Source organism: Streptomyces sp. NPDC037301 (assembly GCF_055602785.1).
The window spans coordinates 73908-97683 of the sequence record NZ_JBVJWD010000007.1; the positions used below are offsets into that span (position 1 = coordinate 73908).

Here is a 23776-nt window from a genome sequence, read left to right on the forward strand (position 1 = left end):
CGTCAGTAGTCCTCACCGGTGACGGCAGCGGCGATCTCGGCAAGGAACGGCCCCGAAGACGCGTCGTGCGGCGACGCGTCGAACGCCAGGGGCTGTGCCGCGGTCGCAAGTCGCCGCCGGACCAGCGCGCGGATCGCGTCGCGGTCTTCGCGGGCTTCGGGCCCCGGACCCGGGTCGAATCCGGGCAGCAGGACACCCACCTCGAAACGCGGCGGCATCCCCCCGGGCGGAAGGTGCAGGTCCAGATCCGCCCGGCCGGTCCACATGTCGTCCCGTCTGGCGAGGAACACCCGGTCCGGGAGACCACCGTTCACACGGACCTCCGCGACGAGGGGCGCACCGCCGGCGGGTGCCGCTACGTGCGCGACGACCTCGACCTCGATCCGCCGTCGCGCGCCGAGTGCGCGAGCGGTCCAGGACACCGCGTGCTCGGAAGCGTCGACGAAGCCGGGCGGGTAGCGGCGCCAGTCGTTGGTCCCCGAGCCCCGGGCGATCACCCGGCCGCCCGCGAGGAGCAGTTCGCCCGCCGCGAGTGCGTAGTTGTCGTGCCGTGCGAACAGCGCGCCGGGGCCGACCGGCGTACCGGCCGGACGGCGCTGGTCCAGGGATGAGCGGAGGCGGCGCAGCGCCGACCCGTCCAGCCCGGCGCTGTCCGCCGCGTCGTCGATCAGCCGCAGGACGCTCTCCAGGTGGCGTGCCGTGTCCGCCGGCTGCGGTGCCGCGCACCACCACTGGATCAGCGGGTCGAGGGCGGCCTGATGCTCCTCGATCAGGTCGGCCACGCAGTCATCGGGCTGATCACCGAAGTCGTCGAACAACTGCTGGCACCGGTGGGTGAGCGCGGCCAGCTCCAGGCCGAGCACGTCCGGTTCGAGCGCCGGTATCCCGTCCGTGTAAGACGCCGGCCACCACCGGGACACCCAGTGCCCGAAGCCGAGCCGGGCGGCGCCGCCCGCGAGAGCGGTCATGTCCGCCGTCACCCGAACACCGGCCGGCTCCCCTGCCGCGCAGGCGTGCACGGCAGCGGCGGTGCGCTCGCCGTAGACCGCCCACAGCCACTGCTGCGCCCGCCCCGCGTCATGCACCTCCGCCACCGGCAAACCCGGTTCCCCGAGGACCGGCCAGACCAGAACCGCGCCCGCGACGTCGAGAACGGCCCCGGCGAAGCCGGGACCCACTGCGACCGCGTCGCTGCCGTCCTCGGCCCGGCCGAGGACATGACCGGCGGCGACCCGGATCGTGCCGTCCTCACCCCGCGCGACATGGACGTCGATGCCGGCCTGCGCCGTCACGCGCTGCTCCGTTCGGCCGCTTCCGCGGCGGTCGCCGACAGCGTGCGCAGCGCCGACCGGACCCTGGCGCGGTGGTCCATCATCACCGAGCGGGCGACCCCGTCGAGCACCGCCCAGGCCGACGCGATGTCGCCCAGCGGTGCGTCGCGGACATCCCGCCCGTGCAGCCGCACCCACAGCCGCCGCATGTACGCGGCCCAGGGGGTACGGAGGTCCTTGGCGAGGGCACCCAGGACGCCGCCATCCGGGTCCGGGCGGGGAGAAACGGTCATCCGGCGTGCACGAAGAACCGAAGCCTCCCGTCGCCAGCGGCTGTTGACGGCCCGGTGTGCCGCTGTCCGCCCCAGCGCGGAATCCCCGCTGCCCAGCGGGTCGAGACCGACCGCGAGCCGGCCGCCGAGGACCACGGCGACGCGCAGGCTCTCGTCGTACAGACCGAGCGGAGCGCAACTGCGTCCGACCTCCCGCCCCACGAGCTCTGGCACCGTCGGCAGTTCCTCGCGCCGGGCCGACGACTGCAGAACGACGAAGAGCCGCTCGAAGAGCGTGCGGTCCAGTGGCGCGGGAAGCGTGGCCGTCGAGGCACCCCGCCCGGCCTCCGGACACGGCGGCACCTGGCACGCGGTCAGCCCCAGATGGACCGGGAGTTCGTCGCGGCCCCAGACACCGCTCGCATCCGCCCACAGGGCCCGGCCGAACAATCCTCCGTGTCCCGCCTCGACCATGGCCGTGTACTCCGTCGAGTTCCGCGACCGCCCCGGCGCACCGCAGGCTTCCAGCACCTCGGCCGCGAGTGCGACCACCGCGACCGCGTCGGCGGCCGGGGCCGGCTGATGACTCTCCCACGCGGTGGCCAGTTCCTCGTCGAGCCGGGCGCGCCGGACAGCGTCCGCCAAATGGTCTTTCAGCACTTCCACCGTGCGTCCGCCGGCCGCGCCGACCACGTCCTCCACCACGGCCCTGGCCACCGCGTCCGCACCGGCCGAGGGCTTTCCGTGCTCGGTGGCCAACTCGAAGCACCGCTGGAAGTACAGATCCTGAGGGTTGCCCGCCACGATGCACAGAGCCCGGCGGATCCTCTTGAGCAGCGTGAACCACTGCGCCGTCGCCTCAAGACGCGTACCTGACTCCCGGATCAGCGCGTCCAGGCGCGCTGCCTGCGCCGGTCCGAGGAAGTCCGCCGCGAGTTCAGGATGCAGCGCCGGCCTGACGATCAGCGGCAGCACGATCAGCTTGACCGTCCGGGTCAACGGTGCGCCACCGGGGCCGCTCAGCGACTCCAGCCCCGGGCCGAGGCCACGCCAGGCCAGGTCGATGACCATGGCGCGCGGGAGGCGCTCGCCGGTCTGCTGGCTCGGAGGCGGCATGTGAGGAGAGTACGTCGTCCGGAACGGGCGGGCGAACCTGGGATCGGTAGGTGTCCCTGGCCGCTAGCGTCCACACCGTCAGACCGGGCCGACGGCAAGGAGGGAATCCGTGACCAGGACGGTCAACCGTGCGACACCGGCCGTGGGACGGTCACCTCGGTCGCCGGGCAACTCGTCAGCCGCCCCGGCGGATCGTCGTACGAGGCGACCGTCCAACGGCCTTTCCCCGCCCGCCTGACCGGCCGCCTCCGGAGCGGCCGCGTCGTCACCGTCCCGTACCTGCCGAACGCCGAGAACGAGGTCGCCCTCCGGCTGCCGGCCAACCCCCGCGTCCGAACCGCACCGGACATCACCAGAAGGAGAGCCGTCATGGGAATCTTCAGGAAACGTCGCCAGAACCGCGAGGAACGGGCGGCCGAGATCGCCGGCAAGGTGGCCGGCGGCAAAGGCTTCTACGGCCGCGCCACGCGTGCATTCCTCGGGGACGAGGACTTCGCCAGAGTCCAGCAGTCGATCGGTGCGTACAACTCCGGCCTGGACGTCCGGCGGTTGCTCGCCATGGGAGCGCCGACCATACCCGCCCTCGTCGTATCGATCAGCGACACCGGCAAACTGGTCAACTTCGACCCGGTCGTCGACCTGGTCCTGCAACCGTCCGGGACCACGGACCGGATCACCCTCCAGACCGTCGTCTCTAAACTGCGGATCCCCCGCACCGGCGACCAGGTGCTGCTGGTGTCCGACCCCGCCCGGCCCGGCGGTTACCTCTATGCCGGGGACGGCGTGGCACCGTGACCCCGACGCCGTTGCACGAAGCGCCGGCGACCGGTTCCGTCCTGCTCTCCTTCGACGGCCGGGTGCTGGAGGTGTTCGGCTACACCGACGCCGCCCGGTACCACGTCTGGGAGGAGCCTCGTCTGGAGTTCCGTCCCGGCCGAAGCCGCAGACTGACGATCACCACCAAGCACGGCAGACGCCACTCCATCCTGTACGACCCGCACCGGCTCGTCGGCCTGCAAGCCCTGGCGGACCGGCTGGCGCGGAGCCGGCCCGAGGGCTCGGAGCACTGACATGGCCGACGACGGGGACAGGGACGGGACCGGCCGCAAGCCGACGCAGATGGCGCAGATATCGCAGGTCGGCCCGGGGGAAGCCGCGACCCTGTACATCGCTGCCGCGGTGATGTGCCTGTGTGGTCCGGTCATGCTGGGCTTCGCCGTCCTCACCGGCGCGGAGCTCACGGTCATGGGCATCGTGTTCACGGTGGTCCTTGTTCCCGTAGGCCTGGGGTTCTGGGGCAACACTGTCGTCGGCAGAAAGCACAACCGGCGGCTCGACGCCGTCGGGGTTCCGGCGACCGCGGAGATCACCGACCTGACCGACTTCGACTGGAGCGGCGAGGAATCCGGCGTCGCGGTCGGTCTACGGGTCAGCGGGCCGGGGTTGCGGACGTTCGAGACGACCTGGAAGCGCTCGCATCATCCCGCCCTGCGCGTAGGCCTTCGACTCCCAGCCGTCGTCGACCCGTCCGGCGGCCGGTTCCGTGTCGAGCTCTGAGCGGCCTCGCCCGCGGAGGAGATGGGCGGCGGGGACGGCGCGGCGGCGAAGTCGGCTCAGGAGTCCCAGCCGTCGGTGGGAAAGTCGGCGCAGCACTGGCCCAGAGGTTCCGCGAGGTCATGGCCGTCGTCATCGGAGCGTACGGCGTCGAGCATCCGCAGTTCCTCCTCGGCCTCCCTCCCGGCATCCGGACATCGGGGTTTATCCATGCGTGCGCGGCCCGTGTGCCGGGTGCGCGGCAGAAGCGTCCCGCGGGCTGCCTTCCGCGGAGAAGGGCAGGGGCTCGGATGAGCAGTTACGAGGTACTGGGGCTGTGGTGGGTGGTGCCCGCGGGGCTGGCGCTGCTCGGCTACGGGCGCTCGCTCGCCGGAGTGACCCGGGCCCAGCGAGCGGTATGGGTGAAGGCGCGGATCGCAGAAGTGGCGCAGCCGGCCCACGGCGACTCCAAGAAGCCAGGGATACCGGTGACGATCGCGTTCCAGGACCCGGCCACCGGGCAGGAGTTCACCCTGCCGAACGCAGGCAGGCACGGCGACGCGATCCAGGAAGCCTGGGTGGGCCGGGAACTTGACGTGCGCTACCCACCCGGGCAACCGCACCGGTTCCTCATCGTGATCGACACCACGGGCGAGAAGAGCGGACGCAACGTCCCCAACTGCGCGGTCGTCCTGCTCCTCATCGGGCTGGTGATCCATGCGACCGTCGTCTGGGGCTACCCGTGGGCACTGCTCGGCTTCGGCGCCCTGCTGACCGCCCTCGCGGCGATCAGCCCCGACATCCGCGCGGTGCGCGCCCGCAACGCCCTGCTGGCCTCGGCCGTCGCCGTCCCGGCGCATGTCGTGGCCGTCACCAAGGACGTCTACACCGACGGGGAGGCCGGCGAGATCGTGAGCCACGCCCCCGTCGTCATATTCACCACCCGTCAGGGCGCCCATGTCACTGTCCTGTCCCGCGACGGCATCCCCGACCCGGGCCTGTCCCTCGGCCGGGACCTCACCATCCACTACGCCCCCACGGATCCGGCCGTCTACACGCCCGACCCCGCAGCCGACCGCCGCTCCGGAGCGAAGAGCATCGCCTTCATCGTCACACTCCTGCTCACCGGAACAGCGGCGATCGTGACGGGCGCGGCCACGCTGTGACGCCTCAGGCCACGTCGCGGGGCGAGGCACGTTCGCCGACGGGCGCGTGAACAGCGGCTCGACCGGGCGGCTTCGGCAGGGCGGTCGGACGGGCCCCCTGGGACTGAGGGGCCGCCTCGTGTGCTCCGCCGGGCATCATGTTGTCGTAGTCCTCGACCGGTTGCCAGAACACCCGGGCGGCGGGCTCCGGTTCGCGCAGATCGTCCACCATCTGCTGGGCGAGGCCGAGGCCGGGCCGCAATCGGCCATGCAGGCGCGGAGGCTGAGTTGGATTCCGAACATTTCGTCGTCGCTGTCGATGCGACTGCCGGCGGTCGCGACACGGACGTTCTGGTCAGTGGTGTCGTAGACCCAACGATGGATGTCCTTCATCGTGCAGCCGATGCGGTCGAGTCTTCTTCCGTCATGACCTTCTTGGTCCGGTAGACGTTGCGGGTGTTGCGGCCCGAACGTGACCCACGTCCGCCGGCCTGTCCGGCCCCCGCGGCCGGGTGGCTGGTCCGTCTCGGTCTCCAGCGCGGCCTGCATGAGGTGCTGGGCCGGCTCGGGCAACAGCCCGCCCTCGCCCGTCAGCCGCAGCCCGCCCTCGGCGGTACGCTCCGCCGCGAGCGCGGCCGGCTCCTCCAGCAGCTCGACGGACAGACCGTTCACGGATACCGGCACCGACTTCACGTCGGCACCCTGGACCCCTTCGCCGGACCCGGCAAGCGACACGCCCTCAGCGGACTCGATCAGGTGACTCCTTCGTGGAGAGTCAGCACCTGATTCATGACACTCCCGTCGAGGACGCACAATCCGGAGGGCGGTACCTCGATCGTGTGGATGCCTGGTGTGAGGGAGAGAGCCGTGGCCTGCTGCAATCGGCCTTGGGCGTCGTAGGTCTGTACGCAGACCCGGCGGGGTGGTCCGGACACGTCGAGCACCATCCGTGAAGCGGTGGGGGCGTTGATGAGGGAGAGAGAACGCCAGGCCTCGGTGGGGAGGGGGATGACCTTGTCGGTGTAGTTGGTGATGACCCGTTGGTTTCCGCAGGTGGCCGTTACCTGGGGAAAGAGTTCGTCCGGGCGGCCGGGTTCGTAGTGGCCGGAGGTGAGGACGGGAGCCAGTCGACGCCAGGTGGCGAGCCAGAATGCGAGGGTGTCGCGGTGGTTCGGGGAGAGCCGGGTGAGGCGGGCGGAGATCTGCGGCACGGAGTGCAGCGCCCCATGGAAGTGGCGGGCCACGCTTTCCGGTGTTGCCTGCGGATCCCACATCAGCATGTCGGAGTGGACTGCTCCGCCGGGTGCGAGCAGCGCGATGTCCAGCGTCCGGATGCGGTTGGCGACGGGATCGGCCGGGCAGTCGGTGGCGCGCAGCGCGTTGCCGAGTGCGGTCATGGCCGGCCCGGTGTAGGGCTGGCGCAGCTCGATGACGAACTGGTCGCCGCGCAGGGCCCGCAGGGCGTCGCGGATGTCGGCGAGCAGCGCGGCCATCGCCTCTCCGACGTCCGGGGTGTAACCGGGGGCCGGTTGGTCGGGTGCGGGTGCGGCGGCGTAGGCCATGGCCTCGTCGAGAAAGTCGACTTTCAGGCCGTCGAGTTGGTACTTGTCGACCAGGGTGCGGCAGGTGTCCGCGATGTGCGCGCGCACCTCGGCGTGGCGGGGGTCGAGGATGTGGCAGTCGAGGTGCGGGACGTGGTGCGGCGCGTACGGTGCCCAGGCTTGGTAGGCGCAGGAGCGCTCTCCCAGGAGGAGCGGGGCGATCCAGGCGGTGTAGCGCAGTCCGGTCTGGCGAACGGTTCTGATGTGGGCGCGGAAGTCGGGGAACTTGACGGGGTCCGGCTGCCAGTCGCCGCAGCCCGCGTAACCGCGGCCGTTGCCGTGCAGTTGCCAGCCGTCGTCCAGGAACAGTTGGCCGCAGCCGAGGGCGGCGGCGAGGGCGGCCTCTTCCTCGACCTCGGCCGCGGTCATGTCCTGGGTGAAGGCATACCAGGTCGAGTAGACGGGCGTCCGGGCGAACTCCGGAACGGGCAGCGGCTCTCCGTCGGGCAGACAGGCGAGCCACTGGCGGAGCCGGCGGAGGGCGGCAGCCATGGTGGTGCCCGGCGCGGGGATGCGGACTCGGCAGGTCTGCCCGGCGTCGAGGGGGAGGCGCAGCCACACGCCGAAGCGCTTGCGCTCCTCGGAGACACCGAAGCGGATCCAGGTCTCTTGGACGGTGCGGTCGGTGGCGAGGGCGAGCAGGCTGCGACCGGCGGTGTCGTAGAGGCAGCCGACGGGTGCGGATCGTACGAGTGACAGGCCGCGCCATGCCGACCAGTCGGCGGGCAGGGTGCGCTCCCAGCCGGCGTCGGGGTGCCAGAAGCCCACGGCGTCGCCCAGTGGGACGTCCAGGCGCAGGGTCACGGTGCCGTCCGCCGTTGCCGTGACGAGAACGTCGGTCCCGGCAGCGCCGTCGTGCTGCAGGGTCAGGGTGGCACTGTCGGCGAGGGTACGCAGGCTGATTCGGGTGTCGCCCACATCGAGGGTGTTCGCGCCGTCTTCCCACTGGCCGGGGTCGAAGGCGGCCAAGTCGATGGAGTCGAGGGACGTGGTATCCACGGAGGGGACCTCTCTGCGGGACGCGAGTGGGGCGTCCTTGTGGTTGGCTGCCGCGCCTTGGGGTCGCCGGCCGGCGGTTTCCTGCCGGCGTCAGGCGGTCTGTGGCGTGAGGGAGTGGAAGGGCCGTCCGTCGAGCGTCCAGTGCGGGTCGGGCGTGATCCCCAGGGCGGCGTAGACGTGGGCGGCGACATCGGCGTGGCGGAGGCTGTCCGGTGGGGTGGTGGAGGCGATACCGGGGCCGTTCGCAGCGATCCAGGCGGTGCGCTCCAATGTGCTGCGACCGCCGTGGCCGCCCTCGTCGCGGTGGCCGTGGTCGGTCACCACGATGATGGTCCACTCCTCGGACCGGGCGTCGGGACGTTCACGTACGGCGGTGAGAAGCTGTCCGAGTTGCCGGTCGGCGGTCTCGATCGCGCTTCGGTACTCGGCTCCGCAGGCGAGGAAGTGGGCGGTCTCGTCGACAGCGCCGAGGTAGACGAAGGAGGCGTCGAGGTCTTCGCCGGAGCTGAGAATTCTTACGGCTTCGTCGGTCACGCTCTGGTCGCATTCCTCCCAGCCCTGCGGGGTGTCCTCGCGCGGAGCGATGTAGGCGAGCCTGCTCGGGGCCGCGAAGACCGGGCCGCCCTGCCGGGCCAGGAACAGGGGTTCCCAACCGCCGGCCGCGAAGGTCCGCAGCCCCTGCTCGGCGGCCAGCCGGGTGGTGAAGTCGGGGAACACCCCAAGCCGGTTTCCGGTGAAGTTGTTGCCCCAGACTCCGTGCTTGGCCACGCCGACACCGGTGACGATCGTGGTCCAGCAGGGGCCCGACATGGTCGGTGTGTCGTCGTCGATGTGGACGGGCGCGAGGAAGCCGGCGTTCGCGAGTTCGTCGAGGTTGGGCGTTTCCAGCATCGGCAGCAGATCGAGGCGGACGCCGTCGATTCCGACGACCAGGACGCGGGGTGTGGGCATGTTCTCGGTTCCTTCGTGGGTCGGGGAGAGAAGGGGGCGGGGGTCAGACGGTACGGCGCAGCCGGATCAGGCGGCTGGCGTAGTCGCCGGCGGGTAGCCGCAGGTCGATGCCCCGGCGGGTCAGGACGGCGCCGCTGTGGGTGATGCCCTCGTCGATGTCGAGGTAGCGGGCCGCGGGGTCCAGGGCCGGCAGGGCGAGCCCGGGGGCCGGGTGGCCGAAGCGGGTTGCGGGGCGCCAGGCGAGGACGGCGTGTTCGGTGTCGTCCTGGGACGCATGATGCACGGCTGTCACTCCGTCGGGGCCGTGGAGGCGGTACTGGCGGCCGTGCTGGACCAGGGGGCGGATCTGCTTGTAGCGGATGACGAGCGCGGTGGCCTCGTCGAGCTCCTCCTCGGACCAGGCGGTGAGATCCCCGCCGAGGCCGAGCGCTCCGGCCATGGCGACATGGAAGCGGAACCGGAGAGGGGTGGTGCGGCCGGTGGTGACATTGGGGTTGTCGGTCACCCAGGCCGCCATGGCCTGAGCGGGGAAGAGCTGGCTGAAGCCGTGCTGGATGCTGATCCGGTCGACGGGATCGGTGTTGTCGGAAGTCCAGGCCTGGTCGGTGCGGGCGAGGATGCCGAGATCGGCCCGTCCGCCGCCGCCCGCGCAGGCCTCGATGCGAAGGCCGGGGTGGTCGGAACGGAGGCGGTCCATGATCCGGTAGACAGCGCGGGTGTGGTCGATCCACAGCCGGTCGGGGTCCGGATGGCCGGCCCATCCGGCTTCGGTGACGACCCGGTTGGCATCCCACTTGAACCAGTCGACGTCGTGGTCGCGCACCAACTGGTCCAGGGTCCGATGGGCCCAGGCCTCGACGTCAGGGCGGGCGAAGTTCAGCATGAGCTGGTTGCGCAGTTCGGTCGCGTCCCGAGTCGCCGCATGGACGACCCAGTCGGGATGGGCACGGTAGAGGTCGCTGTCGCGGTTGACCATTTCCGGCTCCACCCACAGCCCGAACGCCATGCCCAGGCGGTGCACCTCGTCGGCCAGTGGGCGCAGCCCGTCGGGGAACGCCTCGGGCCGGGGTGTCCAGTCGCCGAGGCCCGCCCGGTCGCTGGTACGGCCGCCGAACCATCCGTCGTCGAGGACGAAGAGTTCGGCGCCCAGACGTGCGGCCAGCCGGGCCAGGTGCAGCTGGCCGGGCTGTCCGACGTCGAAGCCGGTGGCTTCCCACGAGTTGTAGACGACGGGCCGGTCCTGGTCGGGGGCGGGCAGGACGCTTGTGCGGATGTGGGTGTGCCAGGCGCGGCTGGCGGCGCCGAAGCCGCCGGGGGTGTAGAGGCCGGCGAAGACGGGTGTGTGCAGGCTCTGGCCGGGCTGGATGGTCCAGCTGAGTCCTTCGTGGCCGAAGCCGCCGGTCCAGGTGGTCCGGCCGACCGGGTCGCGGTGCACGGTGATGCGCCAGCTTCCGCTCCAGGCCAGGGCGGTGCTCCAGACCTCGCCGTGTTCCTCGTCGGCGGTGCCGTCGTCGAGGGCGAGCCAGGGGTTGGCGTGGTGGCTGGTGACGCCGCGGCGGCTGGTGAGCACGGTCTCGGCGACCGGGAGCCGGTCGCGCTGTAGCTGGAACTCGCTGTTCCAGCCGCCCACGAGGTGGCTGAGCCGGTAGTCGGGCAGTGGCGGCAGCGTCCAGGAGGCCGAGTCCAGCCGGTCGACGGTGATGGGGCCCGAGTCGTCGGCTCCGGTGTGGGTGAGTTCCACCCAGCGCTCGATGACGTCACTGCCGGGGCGGACGCGGTAGCCCAGTTCGGCGGCCAACGGGTAGCGGCGGTCGGCCAGTTGCAGGCAGAGTTCTCCGTCCCGGACCGTGTGGCCGGTAAAGGACCACTGGGCGCCGCGGGTGCCGTCGGCGAACCGCACCTGGAGGCCGGCCGGCCCGAACCGCGCACCGGTCTGCGGGGCCAATTCGTCCGGGGTGGGGTCTGTCTCGAAGCTGCTCGCGGCAGGTGAGGTGGGCGCGGGCAGTCCACAGAGGGCGTCGGTGTCGAGCATTTCCCCCCAGTGCAGATGCCGGGGGCTGCCGTCGGCGCCGATGCGCACGGCGTAGACGCTGTTCGGGGTCCGCAGGACCACCAGCCCGCGGGTGGGGTCGAAGGAAACGGATGAGGGCGTGGGAGGCACAGGAGGTCCCGAGGGGTGTCGAGCGTCGGTGAGGACCCGGGCAAACGGAAACGCCGAATGACGTTTGAAGTGGCCGGAGTTGGGCCAGAGCGTAGGGCCGCTCGAACGAGAAAATCAATACTGGACGAAGTTATTTATTTATCGTAGGTTGCCGCCGTGTTTCCAAACCACTCGCGACCACTGGTGACGGCACCGGCCGAAACCGCCATCCTCGCCCTGCTGTTGGCCGAAAGCCCGCTCAGCCGGGTGGAGCTGGCCCGCCGGACGGGTCTGTCCTCGACCGCTGTGACCAAGGCCGCGCGACCACTCATCGACGACGGCTACCTGCACGAACTTCCCCCGGAGCGCACCGCTCCAGGGGCCGGACGCCCCGTGAACCCGCTGGCCGTCACTCCCGACCGGGAGTTCGTCGTCGGTGTGAAGATCAGTGCTGACACCCTCTTCGGCGCGGTCTGCGACCTGCGGGCCCACATGCGCACCACCGCCAGCCGACCGTTGGGCGACCGCGACCCGGCCGCCGTATGTGGGCTGCTGACCGAACTCGTCGCCGAACTTCTCGACGCGAAACCCGAGTACCGGGCCCGCACCCGGCACCTGGGCATCGCGGTCTCCGGCGACGTGGACCGCCCCTGCGGGCGTGTCCGCTACTCCGTGCTCCCCAACTGGCGCGACGTGCCGCTGGCCGAGACCGTCGCCGCGGCGACCGGCCTGACCGTCACCGTGGAGAACGACGTCAAGGCCATCACCGCCGCCGAGCACTGGTTCGGCGAGGGCATCGGCACCGAGTACTTCGCGCTGGTCACCATCGGAGCGGGGATCGGTTCCGGGATCGTCATCAATGGTGAGCTGGTCGCCGGCGCGTACGGCGTCGCCGGAGAAATGGGGCACATCAGCATCGACCCGGCCGGGCCACGGTGCCACTGCGGCCAGGTCGGCTGCGTCGAGGCCATCGCCTCCAGCGATGCCGTCCTCGCCGCCATCCGCTGTGCCACCGACGACCCGGACCTGGACTTCGACGGCGCCGTTCAGCTCGCCCGTGGTGGAGACCCCGCCGCGCAGGGCGTCTTCGCGAGGGCGGGCCACGCCATCGGCGTCGGCATCGCCACACTTGTGAACCTCGTAGGTCCCGAGCGCGTCGTCGTCACAGGCGAGGGGCTCGACACCTACGACCTTTTCGGAATGCACATCAGGGACGCCTACGAAGCGCACTGCTTCAAAGCAGCGGCGAAATGCCCGCTGACCCTGCGTCCGCTCCCCTGGGAGGAGTGGGCCCGCGGCGCCGCCGTCGTCGGCATCCAGGCCCTTTTCCCCTGAACGAGTATCACCATCCCGTTCGCCGGCCCAAGCTTCCGGCGCAACCGATGTCCATCACCGTCTGCCAACTGTGAATGCCGGACACCGGCTGCGCCGGACAACAACACGTACACCCGACCCTCTCAACCTGAAGGACGCGAAGTGAGCGCACGGAGCTCCAAGCTTAGCCGCAGAGGATTCCTCGGCGGATCCATCCTGTTCGTCGCCGGAGCGGCGGTCGGCTGCAGTACCGACCCGGCCGGCGGTGGCTCCTCCGGTGCGAAGACCACCCTGAATGTCTGGTCCCACGCCTACGGCGAGGCCGGCACCCAGCAGGCCCTCACCCGTTATGCCACCGCGTTCACCAAGGCCAACCCGGACATCGCGGTCAAGGTCACCTGGACCCCGGGCGACTACAGCAGCAAGCTCTACGCGACCCTGCTCACCGACTCGGCCCCGGACGTCTTCGAGATCGGCGACTTCAGCGAGAGCCTCGCCCGGCACGGCCAGATAGCCCAGCTGGACGACATCTACGGCAGTGCCAAGTCCGACTTCAACCCGGGCGCCCGCGACATGGTGACCGTCGACGGCAAGCTCTACGGCGTCAAGACGCTCGACGACGTCATGATGCTCTACTACCGCAAGAGCGTGCTGTCCAAGGCCGGCATCACCCCGCCCGACAGCTTCGACGCACTCGCCGACGCGGCCAAGGCCCTGAGCTCCAAGAAGACCAAGGGTCTGTTCGTCGGCCAGAACGGCCTGGGCGACAGCGCCATCCTGTCCGTGTTCTCCAACGGCGGCGACCTCGTCACCGTCGACGGCAAGGCGGGCTTCGGCTCCCCCCAGGCCGCCGAGGCCGTGGCCGGGCTCAAGCGCCTTCACGACGACCGGTCCCTGCTGCTCGGTTTCACCACCGACTGGTGGGATCCCGCCGCCCTCACCCAGAACGTCGTCCCGATGCAGTGGGGCGGCCTCTGGTCGATGCCCGCCATCAAGACCGCGCTCGGTGACGACTTCGGCGTCCTGCCGTGGCCCGCCTTCAAGCCCGGCGGCAAGCCCGCGGTGCGCGTCGGCGGCTGGAGCACCTGCGTCAACGCCAAGGGCAAGAACGTGGACGCGGCCAAGAAGTTCGTCCGGTGGCTCTGGATCCAGCAGACCGACCTCCAGACGGACTGGTCGCAGAGCTACGGCCTCCACATCCCGCCGCGCACGTCCGTCGCCGCCACCGCCGACAAGCTCACCCAGGGGCCCGCCAAGGAGACCGTCGAACTGGCCGCCAAGTACGGCAGGAACAACCCCAGCACCTGGAACAGTGCTGTGAGCTCCCTCTTCACCGCGGCTGCGGCGAAGATCGTCGGCGGGAAGGGCGATGCGGAGCGGCTCCTGGCCGACGCGGCCAAGAAGGCCCAGGGCGAGATCGACAAGCAGCGCGCATGATGAAGTCCGCACCTCCACCCACGCTTCACCACGAGCGTGTCGGGTGCCCCGCGTCCGAGCCGCGGGGCACCGCCCCGGTCCGCCGTTCCCGCCCGGACTGGCGTGCCTGGGGAGCGTTCGCACTGCTCGCCGGGCCCCTGCTGATCGGCCTGGGCCTCTTCAAGTACGTCGCCATCGGCTGGAGCTTCCTGCTCAGCCTCAGTGAGGCCCGCGGCAGCATCGCCCTGGGTCACTGGGTCGGCCTGGACAACTACCAGGCGCTGCTCTCCGATGCGGTGTTCCGCAAGTCGCTCGGCCAGATCCTGCTGTTCACGGTGTTCATCGTGCCGGTGACGTTCGCCGCCTCGCTGGGGCTGGCGCTGCTGGTGCACCGGATCCGGCGCGGCCGGGCCGTGCTGCGCACCGCCTTCCTGATCCCGGCCGCCGTCTCCTACGTCGCAGCCTCCCTGCTGTGGAAGATGTGCCTGTTCAACGGGCTGCCGACCGGCATCGCCAACACGATCGGCGGATGGTTCGGCATGGATGCCGTCCCGTGGCTGCAGACCACCTCGCCACCGCTGTACTGGGTCGTCCTCATCACCCTCCGCCTCTGGCTCCAGGTCGGCTTCTACATGGTGCTCTTCCTGGCCGGGCTCCAGGCCATCCCCAAGGAGATGTACGAGGCCGCCGCCCTCGACGGCGCCACCGGCCTGCGCCTGCTGCGCAGGATCACCCTGCCAATGCTGCGCAACACCTCGGTGGCCGTCCTGATGCTGCAGTTCATCGCCGCCTTCCAGGCGTTCGACGAGTTCTACAACCTGTTCAACAGCGGGCTGTCCGGGGCATTCGCGGCCCCGGTCCGAACCCCTCTGGGCTACCTCTACGACACCGCGATGGGCTCCCAGAACTACGGCCTCGGATCGGCCGGAGCCTTCGTACTCACCGCCCTCATCGTCGGTGTGACCCTGATCCAGGGCCGGCTCACCGGCTTCGGCAAGGGTGAGGAGTGAGCAACATGACAACAACACGACAACTGCCGCAGGTAGTACGCCGGTCCATGCGCGGCCTGCTGGCCGGCCTGCTGACGGCAGTGTTCCTGGCGCCCTTCTACCTGATGCTGCGCAACGCACTGATGGACACGCAGGGCCTGACGTCACCGGAGTGGACCTGGTGGCCGTCGACGATGCACTGGGAGAACTTCAGCTCGCTCTTCAGCGACCCCGCACTGCACATGGGCCAGGCCCTCGGCAACTCGTTGCTGATCGCCGCGATCACCGCCCCGGTGTCGACGCTCCTCGCCTCGGCCGCCGGGTACGCCCTCGCGCGGATCCCGGTACCCGGACGCGGCGTCCTGCTCGCCCTGGTGGTGGCCACGCTGATGATCCCCGGCTCGGTGACGTTCGTCCCCACCTTTGTCGTCGTGGGCTCCATGGGCGGGGTCAACACGCTGTGGGGAATCATCATCCCCGGGCTGTTCAACCCCTTCGCCGTCCTGCTCTTCCGTAACTTCTACCTCCAGTTCCCCAGCGAGATCGAGGAGGCCGGACGCCTGGACGGGCTCGGCTGGCTCGGCCTCTACCGCCGGATCGCGTTGCCGTCGTCCGGAGCGATGCTCGCCTCGCTCGGCGCCCTCGCCTTCATCGACAGCTGGAACGCCTTCCTGTGGCCGCTGGTCATCGGTCAGGACCCGTCCACGTGGACGGCCCAGATCGCCCTGTCGACGTTCCTCACCTCACAGACCATCAACCTGCCCGGACTGTTCGCCGGGGCCGTCGTGACCATCGCACCACTGGTGGCCATGTTCCTGGTCGCCCAGCGCTACATCGTCGAAGGCATCGCCACCAGCGGCCTCAAGGGCTGAGCCGCACCTGACTCCGGACCGCCGGTCCGGGACGCTCCACCTGAAGGTCCAACCCCAACCCCCACCCTTGGAGGGGACATTCATGAGATCCGATAGGTCGGCTCCCGCCGTCAGGAAATTCTTCTCCCGGATCCTGCCTGCCACGGCAGCAGCGATCACCCTCCTTCTCGCGGGAACCTCCGGTTCTGTCGCAGCACCCACCGGCGCCACCCCCACCGCCACTGCCCTGACCGGACCGCAGCTGGCAGCCTCCTGGACGGGGCCGCTGAGTACCCGCGGGCGGTACATCGTCGATGCCAACGGCAACCGCTTCAAGCTGAAGGCCGGCAACTGGGCCGGTGCCCAGGGCACCTACGAGGGCAGCGGCGACGTCAACGACCCCGCGAACCACCAAGCGGACCAGATGTCGCACAACATCCCGTTGGGCCTGGACCGCGCGCCGATGAAGCAGATCACGGACGACTTCCACGCGCTCGGGCTGAACAGCATCCGGCTGCCCTTCGCCAACGCGATGATGCGCGACACCACGGTCGTACCGGACTCGGCGGTCGCGGCCAACCCGCAGCTGAAGGGCAAGACCCCGCTGCAGGTGTTCGACGCGGTGGTGGCGGCCCTGACCGCCGAGGGGTTCGCGGTCATCCTCAACAACCACACCACCACCTACCGCTTCTGCTGCGGCCTGGACGGTAACGAGCGCTGGAACAGCGGCCAGTCCGCCCAGCAGTGGCAGGACGACTGGCTCTTCCTGGTGAACCGCTACAAGGCGAACAAGCGTGTCGTCGGCGCCGACCTGCGCAACGAGATCCGCCGCGACACCTGGGACGATCCCAACTGGGGCCGGGGCGACGATCACGACGTGTACGCGGCCTTCGAGCTGGCGGGCACCCGCATCCTGCAGGCCGACCCCGACATGCTGATCATCATGGAGGGCATCAACTGGTACGGCATCCCGCTGGACGGGCTGGACTACGGCAGGCCGATGCTGACCCCGGTCCGCGAACTCTCCAACACCCTCACCACCTCGGGGAAGCTGGTCTACGCCGCGCACTTCTACGGCTACACCGGGCCGAACTACACGGGTGCCGACAGCGGACCGGGTCACACCAACGACTGGCCGTACGAGGACTTCCCGCTCGAAAAGCTGAAGCAACTGGTGCACGACGAGGCCCTGTTCGTCACCCAGTCCGGCCAGCACTTCACCGCCCCCGTCTGGATCAGCGAGTTCGGTGCCGGCGGCCGAGGGTCGCAGGACACCAAGGAGAAGACCTGGTTCGGCAACTTCACCGACATCCTGGTCGAGAACGACACCGACTTCGCCATCTGGCCGCTGGTCGGATGGACCGGCGCAAACGGCGCGCCGCAGGACACCTGGGCCCTGATCTCCTACGACACCGCCGGCAAACGACAGAGCCTCAGCGACTCCGGTGACTGGCGGTCCGCCGACTGGAACAAGCTGGTCAACGCCTCGGGCGTCTCCGGTCCGGTCGCACAGGTCAACCACTGGAACATGCTCGACCTCGACTTCCGGGACCACAACGTCTCCTCCCGCATGCTCGCCCAGGGCGACTGGAGCCCCGGCTACCGCAAGGGCAACTGCCCCGACAGCCAGCGCCTGACCGGCCTCGGCCGCAGTGACAAGCGCGGCCTGTGCACCGACGCGAACCAGCCCGCCAAGGGCGCCGGTGACTGGGTGGCCGTCCATGACGAGCGCTACGTCACCCACGGTGACTGGGCCCCGGGCTACAACAAGCTCCAGTGCCCCGACAACACCTTCGCCGTCGGCTACAGCGTCAGTGGCAACGCCATGGCCGGCCTGCTCTGCGCTCCGTCCGCGGCACCGCTGCCGCTCAACGGCCGCAACGTCTGGTTCGACCAGGGCAACAACCGCCCCGCCACGGGCGGCTCGGTCGAGAGTGACTGGGCTCCCGGCTACTACAAGGGTCAGTGCACCGACAAGGAGTACGTCGCCGGCGTCGCCTTCACCTGGAAGTGGAACCACGGCGGTGTCCCCGACGCACTGCTCTGTCGTCCGCTGAGCTGACCCACCGCCATCAGTTCCATCAGTTCCATCAGTTCCATCATCGAGGAGACCAAGGCAATGCCACGACTCGAGGTTGCCGCAGACGGCTTCCGTCTCGACGACCGACCGCTGCGGATCATCTCCGGCGGGCTGCACTACTTCCGGATCCATCCGGAGCAGTGGGCCGACCGGCTTCGCAAGGCGCGCCTGATGGGGCTGAACACGATCGAGACCTACGTCCCATGGAATCTCCACTCGCCCCGTCCGGGTGAGTTCCGGCTGGACGCAGGTCTCGATCTTTGCCGGTTCCTCGATCTGGCCGCCGCCGAGGACCTGCACGTGCTGCTCCGCCCCGGCCCGTACATCTGCGCCGAGTGGGAGGGCGGCGGCCTGCCCTCCTGGCTGCTGGCCGACGAGGACATCGAACTGCGCAGCCGCGACCCGCGATTCCTGAAGGCGGTGGACGACTACCTCGGCGCCCTGTTGCCGCCCGTCCTGCGTTACCTCTCCACGCGTGGCGGCCCGGTCCTCGCCGTACAACTGGAGAACGAGTACGGCGCGTACGGCGACGACTCCGGCTACCTGGAGGATCTGGCGGAGCTGCTGCACCGGCACGGAGTCGACGTACCGCTGTTCACCTGCGACCAGCCCTCCGACCTGGAGCGCGGCGGCCTCGACGGCGTCCTGCGCACCGTCAATCTCGGCAGCCGGGTGGACGCCGGGCTCGCCGAACTGCGCACGCATCAGCCGTCCGGGCCGCTGATGTGCAGCGAGTTCTGGATCGGCTGGTTCGACCGCTGGGGCGGCACCCATGTCACCCGCAGCACGGCCGACGCCGCGGCGGACCTCGACCGGCTGCTCGCGGCCGGCGCCTCGGTCAACATCTACATGCTCCACGGCGGTACCAACTTCGGATTCACCAACGGCGCCAACGACAAGGGCACGTACCGCCCCACCGTCACGTCGTACGACTACGACGCGCCGCTGGACGAGGCCGGCGATCCCGCGCCCAAATACGCCGCCTTCCGCGAGGTCATCGCCCGGCACGCGCCCGTCCCCGAGGAGCCGGTACCCGCCCCCGCACCCAAGCTTGCCCCGGCCGTCGCCGAACTCACCGCATGCGCAAGCCTCCTGGACCAGTGCGAGCGGCTCGGCAGCGCGGTGCACGCCGACCGCCCGCAGGTCATGGAACAGCTCGGCCAGTCCTTCGGATTCATCCTGTACGAGACGGCGCTCCCGGCGGCCGGGCCGACCGTCCTCCGCATCGCCGAGGTGCACGACCGCGCCCAGGTCTTCGTCGACGGCCAGCCGGTCGGCGTCCTGGAACGCGAGAGCCATGAGCACACCCTCGCCTTCCACACCCCCCGGCGCGGCGCGCACTTGGCCGTGCTGGTGGAGAACCAGGGCAGGGTCAACTACGGGCAGGGCATGCACGACCGCAAGGGACTGCTCGGCGAGGTCTCCGTCAACGCACTGGCCCCGGACGGCTGGTACAGCCGGCCGCTGCCTCTCGACGATCTGGGCCGGCTGTCCTTCACCGCGTTCGAGCCCGCCTCGCCCCCGGTCGGCCCCACGTTCCACCGTGGACACCTGGACATCGAGCAGCCGGCCGACGGCTACATCGCCCTGGACGGCTGGACCAAGGGCCACGTCTGGATCAACGGCTTCGCACTCGGCCGGTACTGGTCCCGAGGACCGCAGACCACTCTCTACGTCCCCGCACCGGTCCTGAACGCCGGCCGGAACGAGATCACGGTCCTCGAACTGCACGGCTCCACCACCCGCACGGTGGAACTGCGGGGCACTCCCGATCTGGGCCCCACCGAGGACTGACGTCCGCGACACCGGACAGCACGCTTCAGCCGGTGGACCGACCGGCCACGCCGACACGAACCTCCAGAGGGACCGAGAATGCCCCAGCACCCTGCCGGTGCCCATGACACCGCCGCCCCGGCCGGATCCCCGGCAATCTGGCGGAGACAGGCCGTCATCCACCAGCTGTACCCGCGCAGTTTCGCCGACGGGGACGGCGACGGCGTGGGCGACCTCCCGGGCGTGCGCAGCCGGCTGTCGTATCTGAAGGAGCTCGGCGTCGACGCCCTGTGGCTGAACCCCTTCTACGCCTCCTCACCGGCCGACGTCGGCTACGACATCGCCGACCACCGTGCGGTCCAGCCCGCACTCGGCACGCTGCTTGACGCCGACGCGCTGATCCGGGACGCCCACGCGCTCGGGCTGCGCATTATCGTGGACCTCGTGCCCAACCACTCCCCCGACCAGCACGGGTGGTTCCTCCGAGCGCTGGAGGAGGGCCTGGGATCGGCACCTTCGCCCGCTCCCAGGGGAAGGACGGTTTCCGCGACGGCTGCCGGGTACCGATCCCGTGGACGGTCGAAGGCACCTCGTACGGTTTCGGTACGGGCGGCAGCCGGCTGCCGCAGCCTGAGGGCTGGGGAGCCCTCAGCGTCGAAGCCCAGGCCGGCGAGCCGGACTCGACGCTTGAGCTGTACCGCGCGCGCTCGCGGTACGGCGGACGCACCCGGGGCTCGGCGCAGATGATGCCGGCGAATGGACCGACGCACCTGCGGGCGTGCTCGTCTTCCGCCGCCAGGGCTTCGTCTGCACGATGAACACCACCGATGACGCGGTACGCATCCCCGCACCCCGGCGTCTGCTGCTCGCCAGCTCCCCGGTCAGTCCCACCAACGGCTCCCACGGCGCGAGCTTCGAGCCGGCCGCGAACACCACGGTGTGATGGACGGTCTGACGCCCCCGTTCCCGCTCCGCTCCTGACGGCCGGCCGGCCGCAACCAGATCACCGTGCTCCACCGACGACAGAGGAATCCATGCACAGCAAGCGACGCCTCACCGAGCAGCGGCTCGACCGGGTGCTGAACCAGCGCATCCGGCCCGCGGTCCACGCCCGTCCCGTCCCGGTCGAGATCGCGATCTGGAGCGTGCCGGGCGAACCGGTCCCCGTGTCCGACGGCCTGGCCGCACCGTACGAACCTGTGGCACTCGGGCACAGGTGGGGGCCGCCCTGGTCCACGAGCTGGTTCAGGATCAGCGGCAGGGTTCCGGAGGAGTGGGCCGGCCTGCGGGTCGAGGCGGTCATCGACCTCGGCTTCAACGTCACCGGCGCGGGCTTCTCCACCGAGGGCCTGGTCTACCGGGCGGACGGCAGCGTGGTGAAAGCCCTCAACCCCCGCAACGCCTATATTCCGGTCGCCGACCCGGCGGTCGGCGGCGAGGAGTTCACCTACTACGTCGAGGCCGCCGCCAACCCCAACCTGGTCGATGACCACATCCCGTCCCGGACCGGGGACCGGCCCTCCTGGATGACGGGAGTCGGCTCCGAGAGCGCACCTTTGTACCAGCTGCTCCGACTGGAGTTGGCGGTCTTCGACGCGCAGGTGTGGGAACTCGTCCACGACCTGGACGTCCTCGGGGGGCTCATGCGCGAACTGCCCGAGGCCGACCCGCGCCGCTGGCAGCTCCTGCACACCATCGAGCGGGCCCTGGACGCAGTCGATCTGCAGGACATCGCCGGCAGCGCCACCGCCGCCCGCGAGGTGCTGCGCCCGGCGTTCGCCGCCCCCGCGGCCGCCAGCGCCCACCGCATGTCCGCCGTCGGACACGCCCACATCGACACCGCCTGGCTGTGGCCGCTGCGCGAAACCGTCCGCAAGGTCGCCAGGACGCTCTCCAACGTCACCCATCTCATGGACGACCACCCGGGCTTCCTCTTCGCCATGTCCCAGGCCCAGCAGCTGGCCTGGCTCAAGGAGCACCGCCCCGAGGTCTACGGCCGGGTCCAGGAGAAGGCGAAGAAGGGGCAGTTCCTCCCCGTCGGCAGCCTGTGGGTGGAACCGGACACCAACATCACCGGCGGCGAGGCCCTCGCCCGGCAGCTGATCCATGGAAAGCGCTTCTACCTCGATGAGTTCGGCGTCGAGACCGAGGAGATGTGGCTTCCCGACACCTTCGGCTACAACGCGGCCATGCCGCAGCTGATGAAACTGGCCGGGGTCCGGTGGTTCCTCACCCAGAAGATCTCCTGGAACACCACCAACAAGTTCCCGCACCACACCTTCTGGTGGGAGGGCATCGACGGCACCAGGATCTTCAGCCACTTCCCGCCGGTCGACACCTACAACGCCGAGATCACCGGCGCCGAACTCGCCCATGCCGTCAGCAACTTCCAGGACAAGGAGGCAGCCAACAGCTCGCTGCTCCCGTTCGGCTACGGAGACGGCGGCGGCGGCCCCACCCGGGAGATGCTGGCCCGGGCCGAGCGCCTCGTCGACCTGGAGGGCTCGGCCAGAGTCGTCATCGAGAGCCCCGCGGACTTCTTCGAGCGGGCACACGCCGAATACCCCGACGCGCCGGTGTGGCAGGGGGAGCTGTACCTGGAGTTCCACCGCGGCACGCTGACCAGCCAGCTGAGGACCAAGCAGGGCAACCGGCGCAGCGAGCACCTGCTGCGAGAGGCCGAGCTGTGGTCGGCGACCGCCGCCGTGCGCACCGGATTCGCGTACCCTCACCAGGCCCTGGACCGGCTGTGGAAGACGGTCCTGCTGCACCAGTTCCACGACATCCTGCCCGGCTCCTCCATCGCCTGGGTGCACCGGGAGGCGGAGCAGACCTACGCCGCCGTCACCGCCGAGCTGCGCGCGATCACGGACGCCGCCCAGCGCACCCTCGCCGGCGAAGGCAACCTGCCCGTGGTCTTCAACGCCGCTCCATTCGCCCGTGACGGTGTCCCCGCCCTCGGCGCCACGCTCCGGACCCGGCCGCCGGGCCGACCCGTCGCCCCGGTCCCTTGCGGGAACGGCTTCGTGCTGGACAACGGCCTGGTCCGCGTCCGGATCGATGCCCAGGGCCTGGTGACCTCGGCGTACGACATCGCGGCCGAACGCGAAGCGCTGGCCCCCGGCGCCGCCGCCAACCTGCTCCAGCTGCACCAGGACTTCCCCAACGAGTACGACGCCTGGGACATCGACGCCTTCTACCGCAACACCGTTCACAACCTCCTCGACGCCGACTCGGTCAGGGCAGAGGAAGGCGGTGTCCGGATCGTGCGGACCTTCGGTGACTCCCGCATCGAACAGCTGGTCTCCCTGTCCAAAGGCTCCCGACGCCTGGACATCGACACCGAGATCGACTGGCACGAGAAGGAGAAGCTCCTCAAGGCCGCCTTCCCGCTCGACGTGCGGGCCGACCACTCCAGTGCGGAGATCCCCTTCGGACACGTCCGGCGCCCCACCCACACCAACACCAGCTGGGACGCCGCCAAGTTCGAGATCTGCGCCCACCGCTTCCTGCACCTCGGCGAACGGGGGTGGGGCGCCGCTGTGGTCAACGACTCGACCTACGGGCACGAGGTCACCCGAGACGTCCGCGCAGGCGGCGGCACCACCACCACAGTCCGGCTCTCCCTGCTCCGCGCTCCCCGCTTCCCCGACCCGGATGCCGACCAGGGCCACCACCGCCTGCGCTACGGGTTCGTCATCGGCGCCGACATCGCCGACGCCGTCCGCGAGGGCTACGCGTTCAACCAGCCGGAGCGCAGCCTCCCCGGCTCGACCGAGGTCCAACCGCTAGTCACCGCGGACAACGAGGCCGTCGTCATCGAGGCGGTCAAACTTGCCGACGATCGTTCCGGCGACATCGTCGTACGCCTCTACGAGGCCCACGGCGGACGCGCACGAACCGTTCTGACCGCCGGCTTCCCGCTGGCGTCGGTGGCCGAGACTGATCTGCTGGAGCGCGAACTCGACCCGCGCGAGAACGTGGACGCCGTACAAGCGGACGGCCGAAGGGTGCGCCTGGCACTCCGCCCGTTCCAGATCCTCACTCTACGGCTGAGGCCCCGGACGGGTGACTGACCGAGGCCTTCCGGGACGGGCCGTCTCCACCGTCCGCAGCGTGCTGGTGGGATCTCACCCCGCGAGGGTGCCGCGGTATCCGGAGACCAGGCAATCCTGTCGCAGAGCCGTCAGAGCCAGTTTCCTGGCAGGCCATCCGTCCGTCCGTACCCGCCCCCGGTCCGGACAGCGCCGGGGGCACTACCGTCACCCCTCCTCGACGTCCCCGGCACCGCTCGTCCGCGCGGGCCACGCCCAACTCAGACGGAA

The 23776-nt window shown here is 70.2% G+C and carries 16 protein-coding genes and 2 pseudogenes; 12 read left to right on the forward strand and 6 right to left on the reverse strand.

What is annotated here, in order from left to right; genetic code table 11:
• Nucleotides 1–2: 2 nt before the first annotated feature.
• Nucleotides 3–1292, reverse strand: a complete 1290-nt coding sequence (locus ACZ7IB_RS14150; RefSeq protein ID WP_470912642.1) for a hypothetical protein — start codon at nucleotides 1290–1292, stop codon at nucleotides 3–5.
• On the reverse strand, nucleotides 1289–2659 hold the full coding sequence (locus tag ACZ7IB_RS14155; protein WP_470912644.1) for a hypothetical protein: 1371 nt from the start codon (nucleotides 2657–2659) through the stop codon (nucleotides 1289–1291). The genes ACZ7IB_RS14150 and ACZ7IB_RS14155 overlap by 4 nt, the downstream gene beginning before the upstream one ends.
• A 369-nt stretch (nucleotides 2660–3028) precedes the next feature.
• On the opposite strand from ACZ7IB_RS14155, the gene ACZ7IB_RS14160 reads away from it, so the two are divergent.
• The 4 genes from ACZ7IB_RS14160 (at nucleotide 3029) to ACZ7IB_RS14175 (ending at nucleotide 5358) form a co-directional block, all read left to right on the forward strand.
• A complete protein-coding gene (locus ACZ7IB_RS14160) occupies nucleotides 3029–3454 on the forward strand; it encodes a hypothetical protein (RefSeq protein ID WP_470912645.1) in 426 nt (141 codons plus the stop codon).
• A complete protein-coding gene (locus ACZ7IB_RS14165; protein WP_470912648.1) occupies nucleotides 3451–3729 on the forward strand; it encodes a hypothetical protein in 279 nt (92 codons plus the stop codon). Before ACZ7IB_RS14160 ends, ACZ7IB_RS14165 begins: the two co-directional genes overlap by 4 nt.
• Nucleotide 3730: 1 nt before the next feature.
• Nucleotides 3731–4216: a hypothetical protein gene (locus tag ACZ7IB_RS14170; RefSeq protein WP_470912649.1), complete on the forward strand. Its 486-nt coding sequence runs from the start codon at nucleotides 3731–3733 to the stop codon at nucleotides 4214–4216.
• A 287-nt stretch (nucleotides 4217–4503) separates the two neighbouring features.
• The gene (locus tag ACZ7IB_RS14175; protein ID WP_470912651.1) at nucleotides 4504–5358 is read left to right on the forward strand and encodes a DUF3592 domain-containing protein; all 855 of its coding nucleotides are present in this window, start codon (nucleotides 4504–4506) and stop codon (nucleotides 5356–5358) included.
• Between the two features lie 398 nt (nucleotides 5359–5756).
• Here the strand turns inward: ACZ7IB_RS14175 and ACZ7IB_RS14180 are convergent.
• The 4 genes and pseudogenes from ACZ7IB_RS14180 to ACZ7IB_RS14195 form a co-directional block, all read right to left on the reverse strand.
• A pseudogene (locus ACZ7IB_RS14180) lies at nucleotides 5757–6030 on the reverse strand (IS256 family transposase); the annotation flags it as partial.
• 59 nt (nucleotides 6031–6089) lie between these two features.
• Nucleotides 6090–7937 carry a glycoside hydrolase family 36 protein gene (locus tag ACZ7IB_RS14185; RefSeq protein ID WP_470912654.1) on the reverse strand — a complete coding sequence of 616 codons (1848 nt, stop codon included), beginning with the start codon at nucleotides 7935–7937 and terminating at the stop codon, nucleotides 6090–6092.
• Nucleotides 7938–8027: 90 nt separating this feature from the next.
• The gene (locus ACZ7IB_RS14190; protein WP_470912658.1) at nucleotides 8028–8888 is read right to left on the reverse strand and encodes an alkaline phosphatase family protein; all 861 of its coding nucleotides are present in this window, start codon (nucleotides 8886–8888) and stop codon (nucleotides 8028–8030) included.
• A 43-nt stretch (nucleotides 8889–8931) separates the two neighbouring features.
• Nucleotides 8932–11049 carry an alpha-galactosidase gene (locus tag ACZ7IB_RS14195; protein WP_470912662.1) on the reverse strand — a complete coding sequence of 706 codons (2118 nt, stop codon included), beginning with the start codon at nucleotides 11047–11049 and terminating at the stop codon, nucleotides 8932–8934.
• A 156-nt stretch (nucleotides 11050–11205) separates the two neighbouring features.
• Between ACZ7IB_RS14195 and ACZ7IB_RS14200 the strand changes: the two genes are divergently transcribed.
• The 8 genes and pseudogenes from ACZ7IB_RS14200 (at nucleotide 11206) to ACZ7IB_RS14235 (ending at nucleotide 23527) form a co-directional block, all read left to right on the forward strand.
• Nucleotides 11206–12363, forward strand: a complete 1158-nt coding sequence (locus ACZ7IB_RS14200) for an ROK family protein (RefSeq protein WP_470912663.1) — start codon at nucleotides 11206–11208, stop codon at nucleotides 12361–12363.
• 141 nt (nucleotides 12364–12504) lie between these two features.
• On the forward strand, nucleotides 12505–13779 hold the full coding sequence (locus tag ACZ7IB_RS14205; RefSeq protein WP_470912666.1) for an ABC transporter substrate-binding protein: 1275 nt from the start codon (nucleotides 12505–12507) through the stop codon (nucleotides 13777–13779).
• Complete coding sequence (locus ACZ7IB_RS14210) at nucleotides 13776–14768, forward strand: carbohydrate ABC transporter permease (protein WP_470912668.1); 993 nt, start codon at nucleotides 13776–13778, stop codon at nucleotides 14766–14768. Before ACZ7IB_RS14205 ends, ACZ7IB_RS14210 begins: the two co-directional genes overlap by 4 nt.
• 5 nt (nucleotides 14769–14773) lie before the next feature.
• Entirely contained in the window at nucleotides 14774–15619 is an 846-nt protein-coding gene (locus tag ACZ7IB_RS14215; RefSeq protein WP_470912670.1) for a carbohydrate ABC transporter permease, read from the forward strand.
• 82 nt (nucleotides 15620–15701) lie between these two features.
• On the forward strand, nucleotides 15702–17660 hold the full coding sequence (locus tag ACZ7IB_RS14220) for a glycoside hydrolase family 5 protein (protein ID WP_470912672.1): 1959 nt from the start codon (nucleotides 15702–15704) through the stop codon (nucleotides 17658–17660).
• A 57-nt stretch (nucleotides 17661–17717) separates the two neighbouring features.
• Nucleotides 17718–19472 (forward strand): glycoside hydrolase family 35 protein, encoded by a 1755-nt coding sequence (locus ACZ7IB_RS14225; RefSeq protein WP_470912676.1) that lies wholly within the window; start codon nucleotides 17718–17720, stop codon nucleotides 19470–19472.
• 78 nt (nucleotides 19473–19550) lie between these two features.
• Nucleotides 19551–20394, forward strand: a pseudogene (locus ACZ7IB_RS14230) (alpha-amylase family glycosyl hydrolase).
• Between the two features lie 91 nt (nucleotides 20395–20485).
• Nucleotides 20486–23527 (forward strand): alpha-mannosidase, encoded by a 3042-nt coding sequence (locus ACZ7IB_RS14235; RefSeq protein WP_470912679.1) that lies wholly within the window; start codon nucleotides 20486–20488, stop codon nucleotides 23525–23527.
• The last annotated feature ends 249 nt before the right edge of the window (nucleotides 23528–23776 follow it).

What these genes read in the sequence shown, in the direction of transcription:
- ACZ7IB_RS14155 (WP_470912644.1), bottom strand. Translation starts at nt 2,659, where the DNA reads ATGCCGCCTCCGAGCCAGCAGACCGGCGAGCGCCTCCCGCGCGCCATG.
- ACZ7IB_RS14160 (WP_470912645.1), top strand. Translation starts at nt 3,029, where the DNA reads ATGGGAATCTTCAGGAAACGTCGCCAGAACCGCGAGGAACGGGCGGCC.
- ACZ7IB_RS14170 (WP_470912649.1), top strand. Translation starts at nt 3,731, where the DNA reads ATGGCCGACGACGGGGACAGGGACGGGACCGGCCGCAAGCCGACGCAG.
- ACZ7IB_RS14175 (WP_470912651.1), top strand. Translation starts at nt 4,504, where the DNA reads ATGAGCAGTTACGAGGTACTGGGGCTGTGGTGGGTGGTGCCCGCGGGG.
- ACZ7IB_RS14190 (WP_470912658.1), bottom strand. Translation starts at nt 8,888, where the DNA reads ATGCCCACACCCCGCGTCCTGGTCGTCGGAATCGACGGCGTCCGCCTC.
- ACZ7IB_RS14210 (WP_470912668.1), top strand. Translation starts at nt 13,776, where the DNA reads ATGATGAAGTCCGCACCTCCACCCACGCTTCACCACGAGCGTGTCGGG.
- ACZ7IB_RS14215 (WP_470912670.1), top strand. Translation starts at nt 14,774, where the DNA reads ATGACAACAACACGACAACTGCCGCAGGTAGTACGCCGGTCCATGCGC.
- ACZ7IB_RS14220 (WP_470912672.1), top strand. Translation starts at nt 15,702, where the DNA reads ATGAGATCCGATAGGTCGGCTCCCGCCGTCAGGAAATTCTTCTCCCGG.
- ACZ7IB_RS14225 (WP_470912676.1), top strand. Translation starts at nt 17,718, where the DNA reads ATGCCACGACTCGAGGTTGCCGCAGACGGCTTCCGTCTCGACGACCGA.
- ACZ7IB_RS14235 (WP_470912679.1), top strand. Translation starts at nt 20,486, where the DNA reads ATGCACAGCAAGCGACGCCTCACCGAGCAGCGGCTCGACCGGGTGCTG.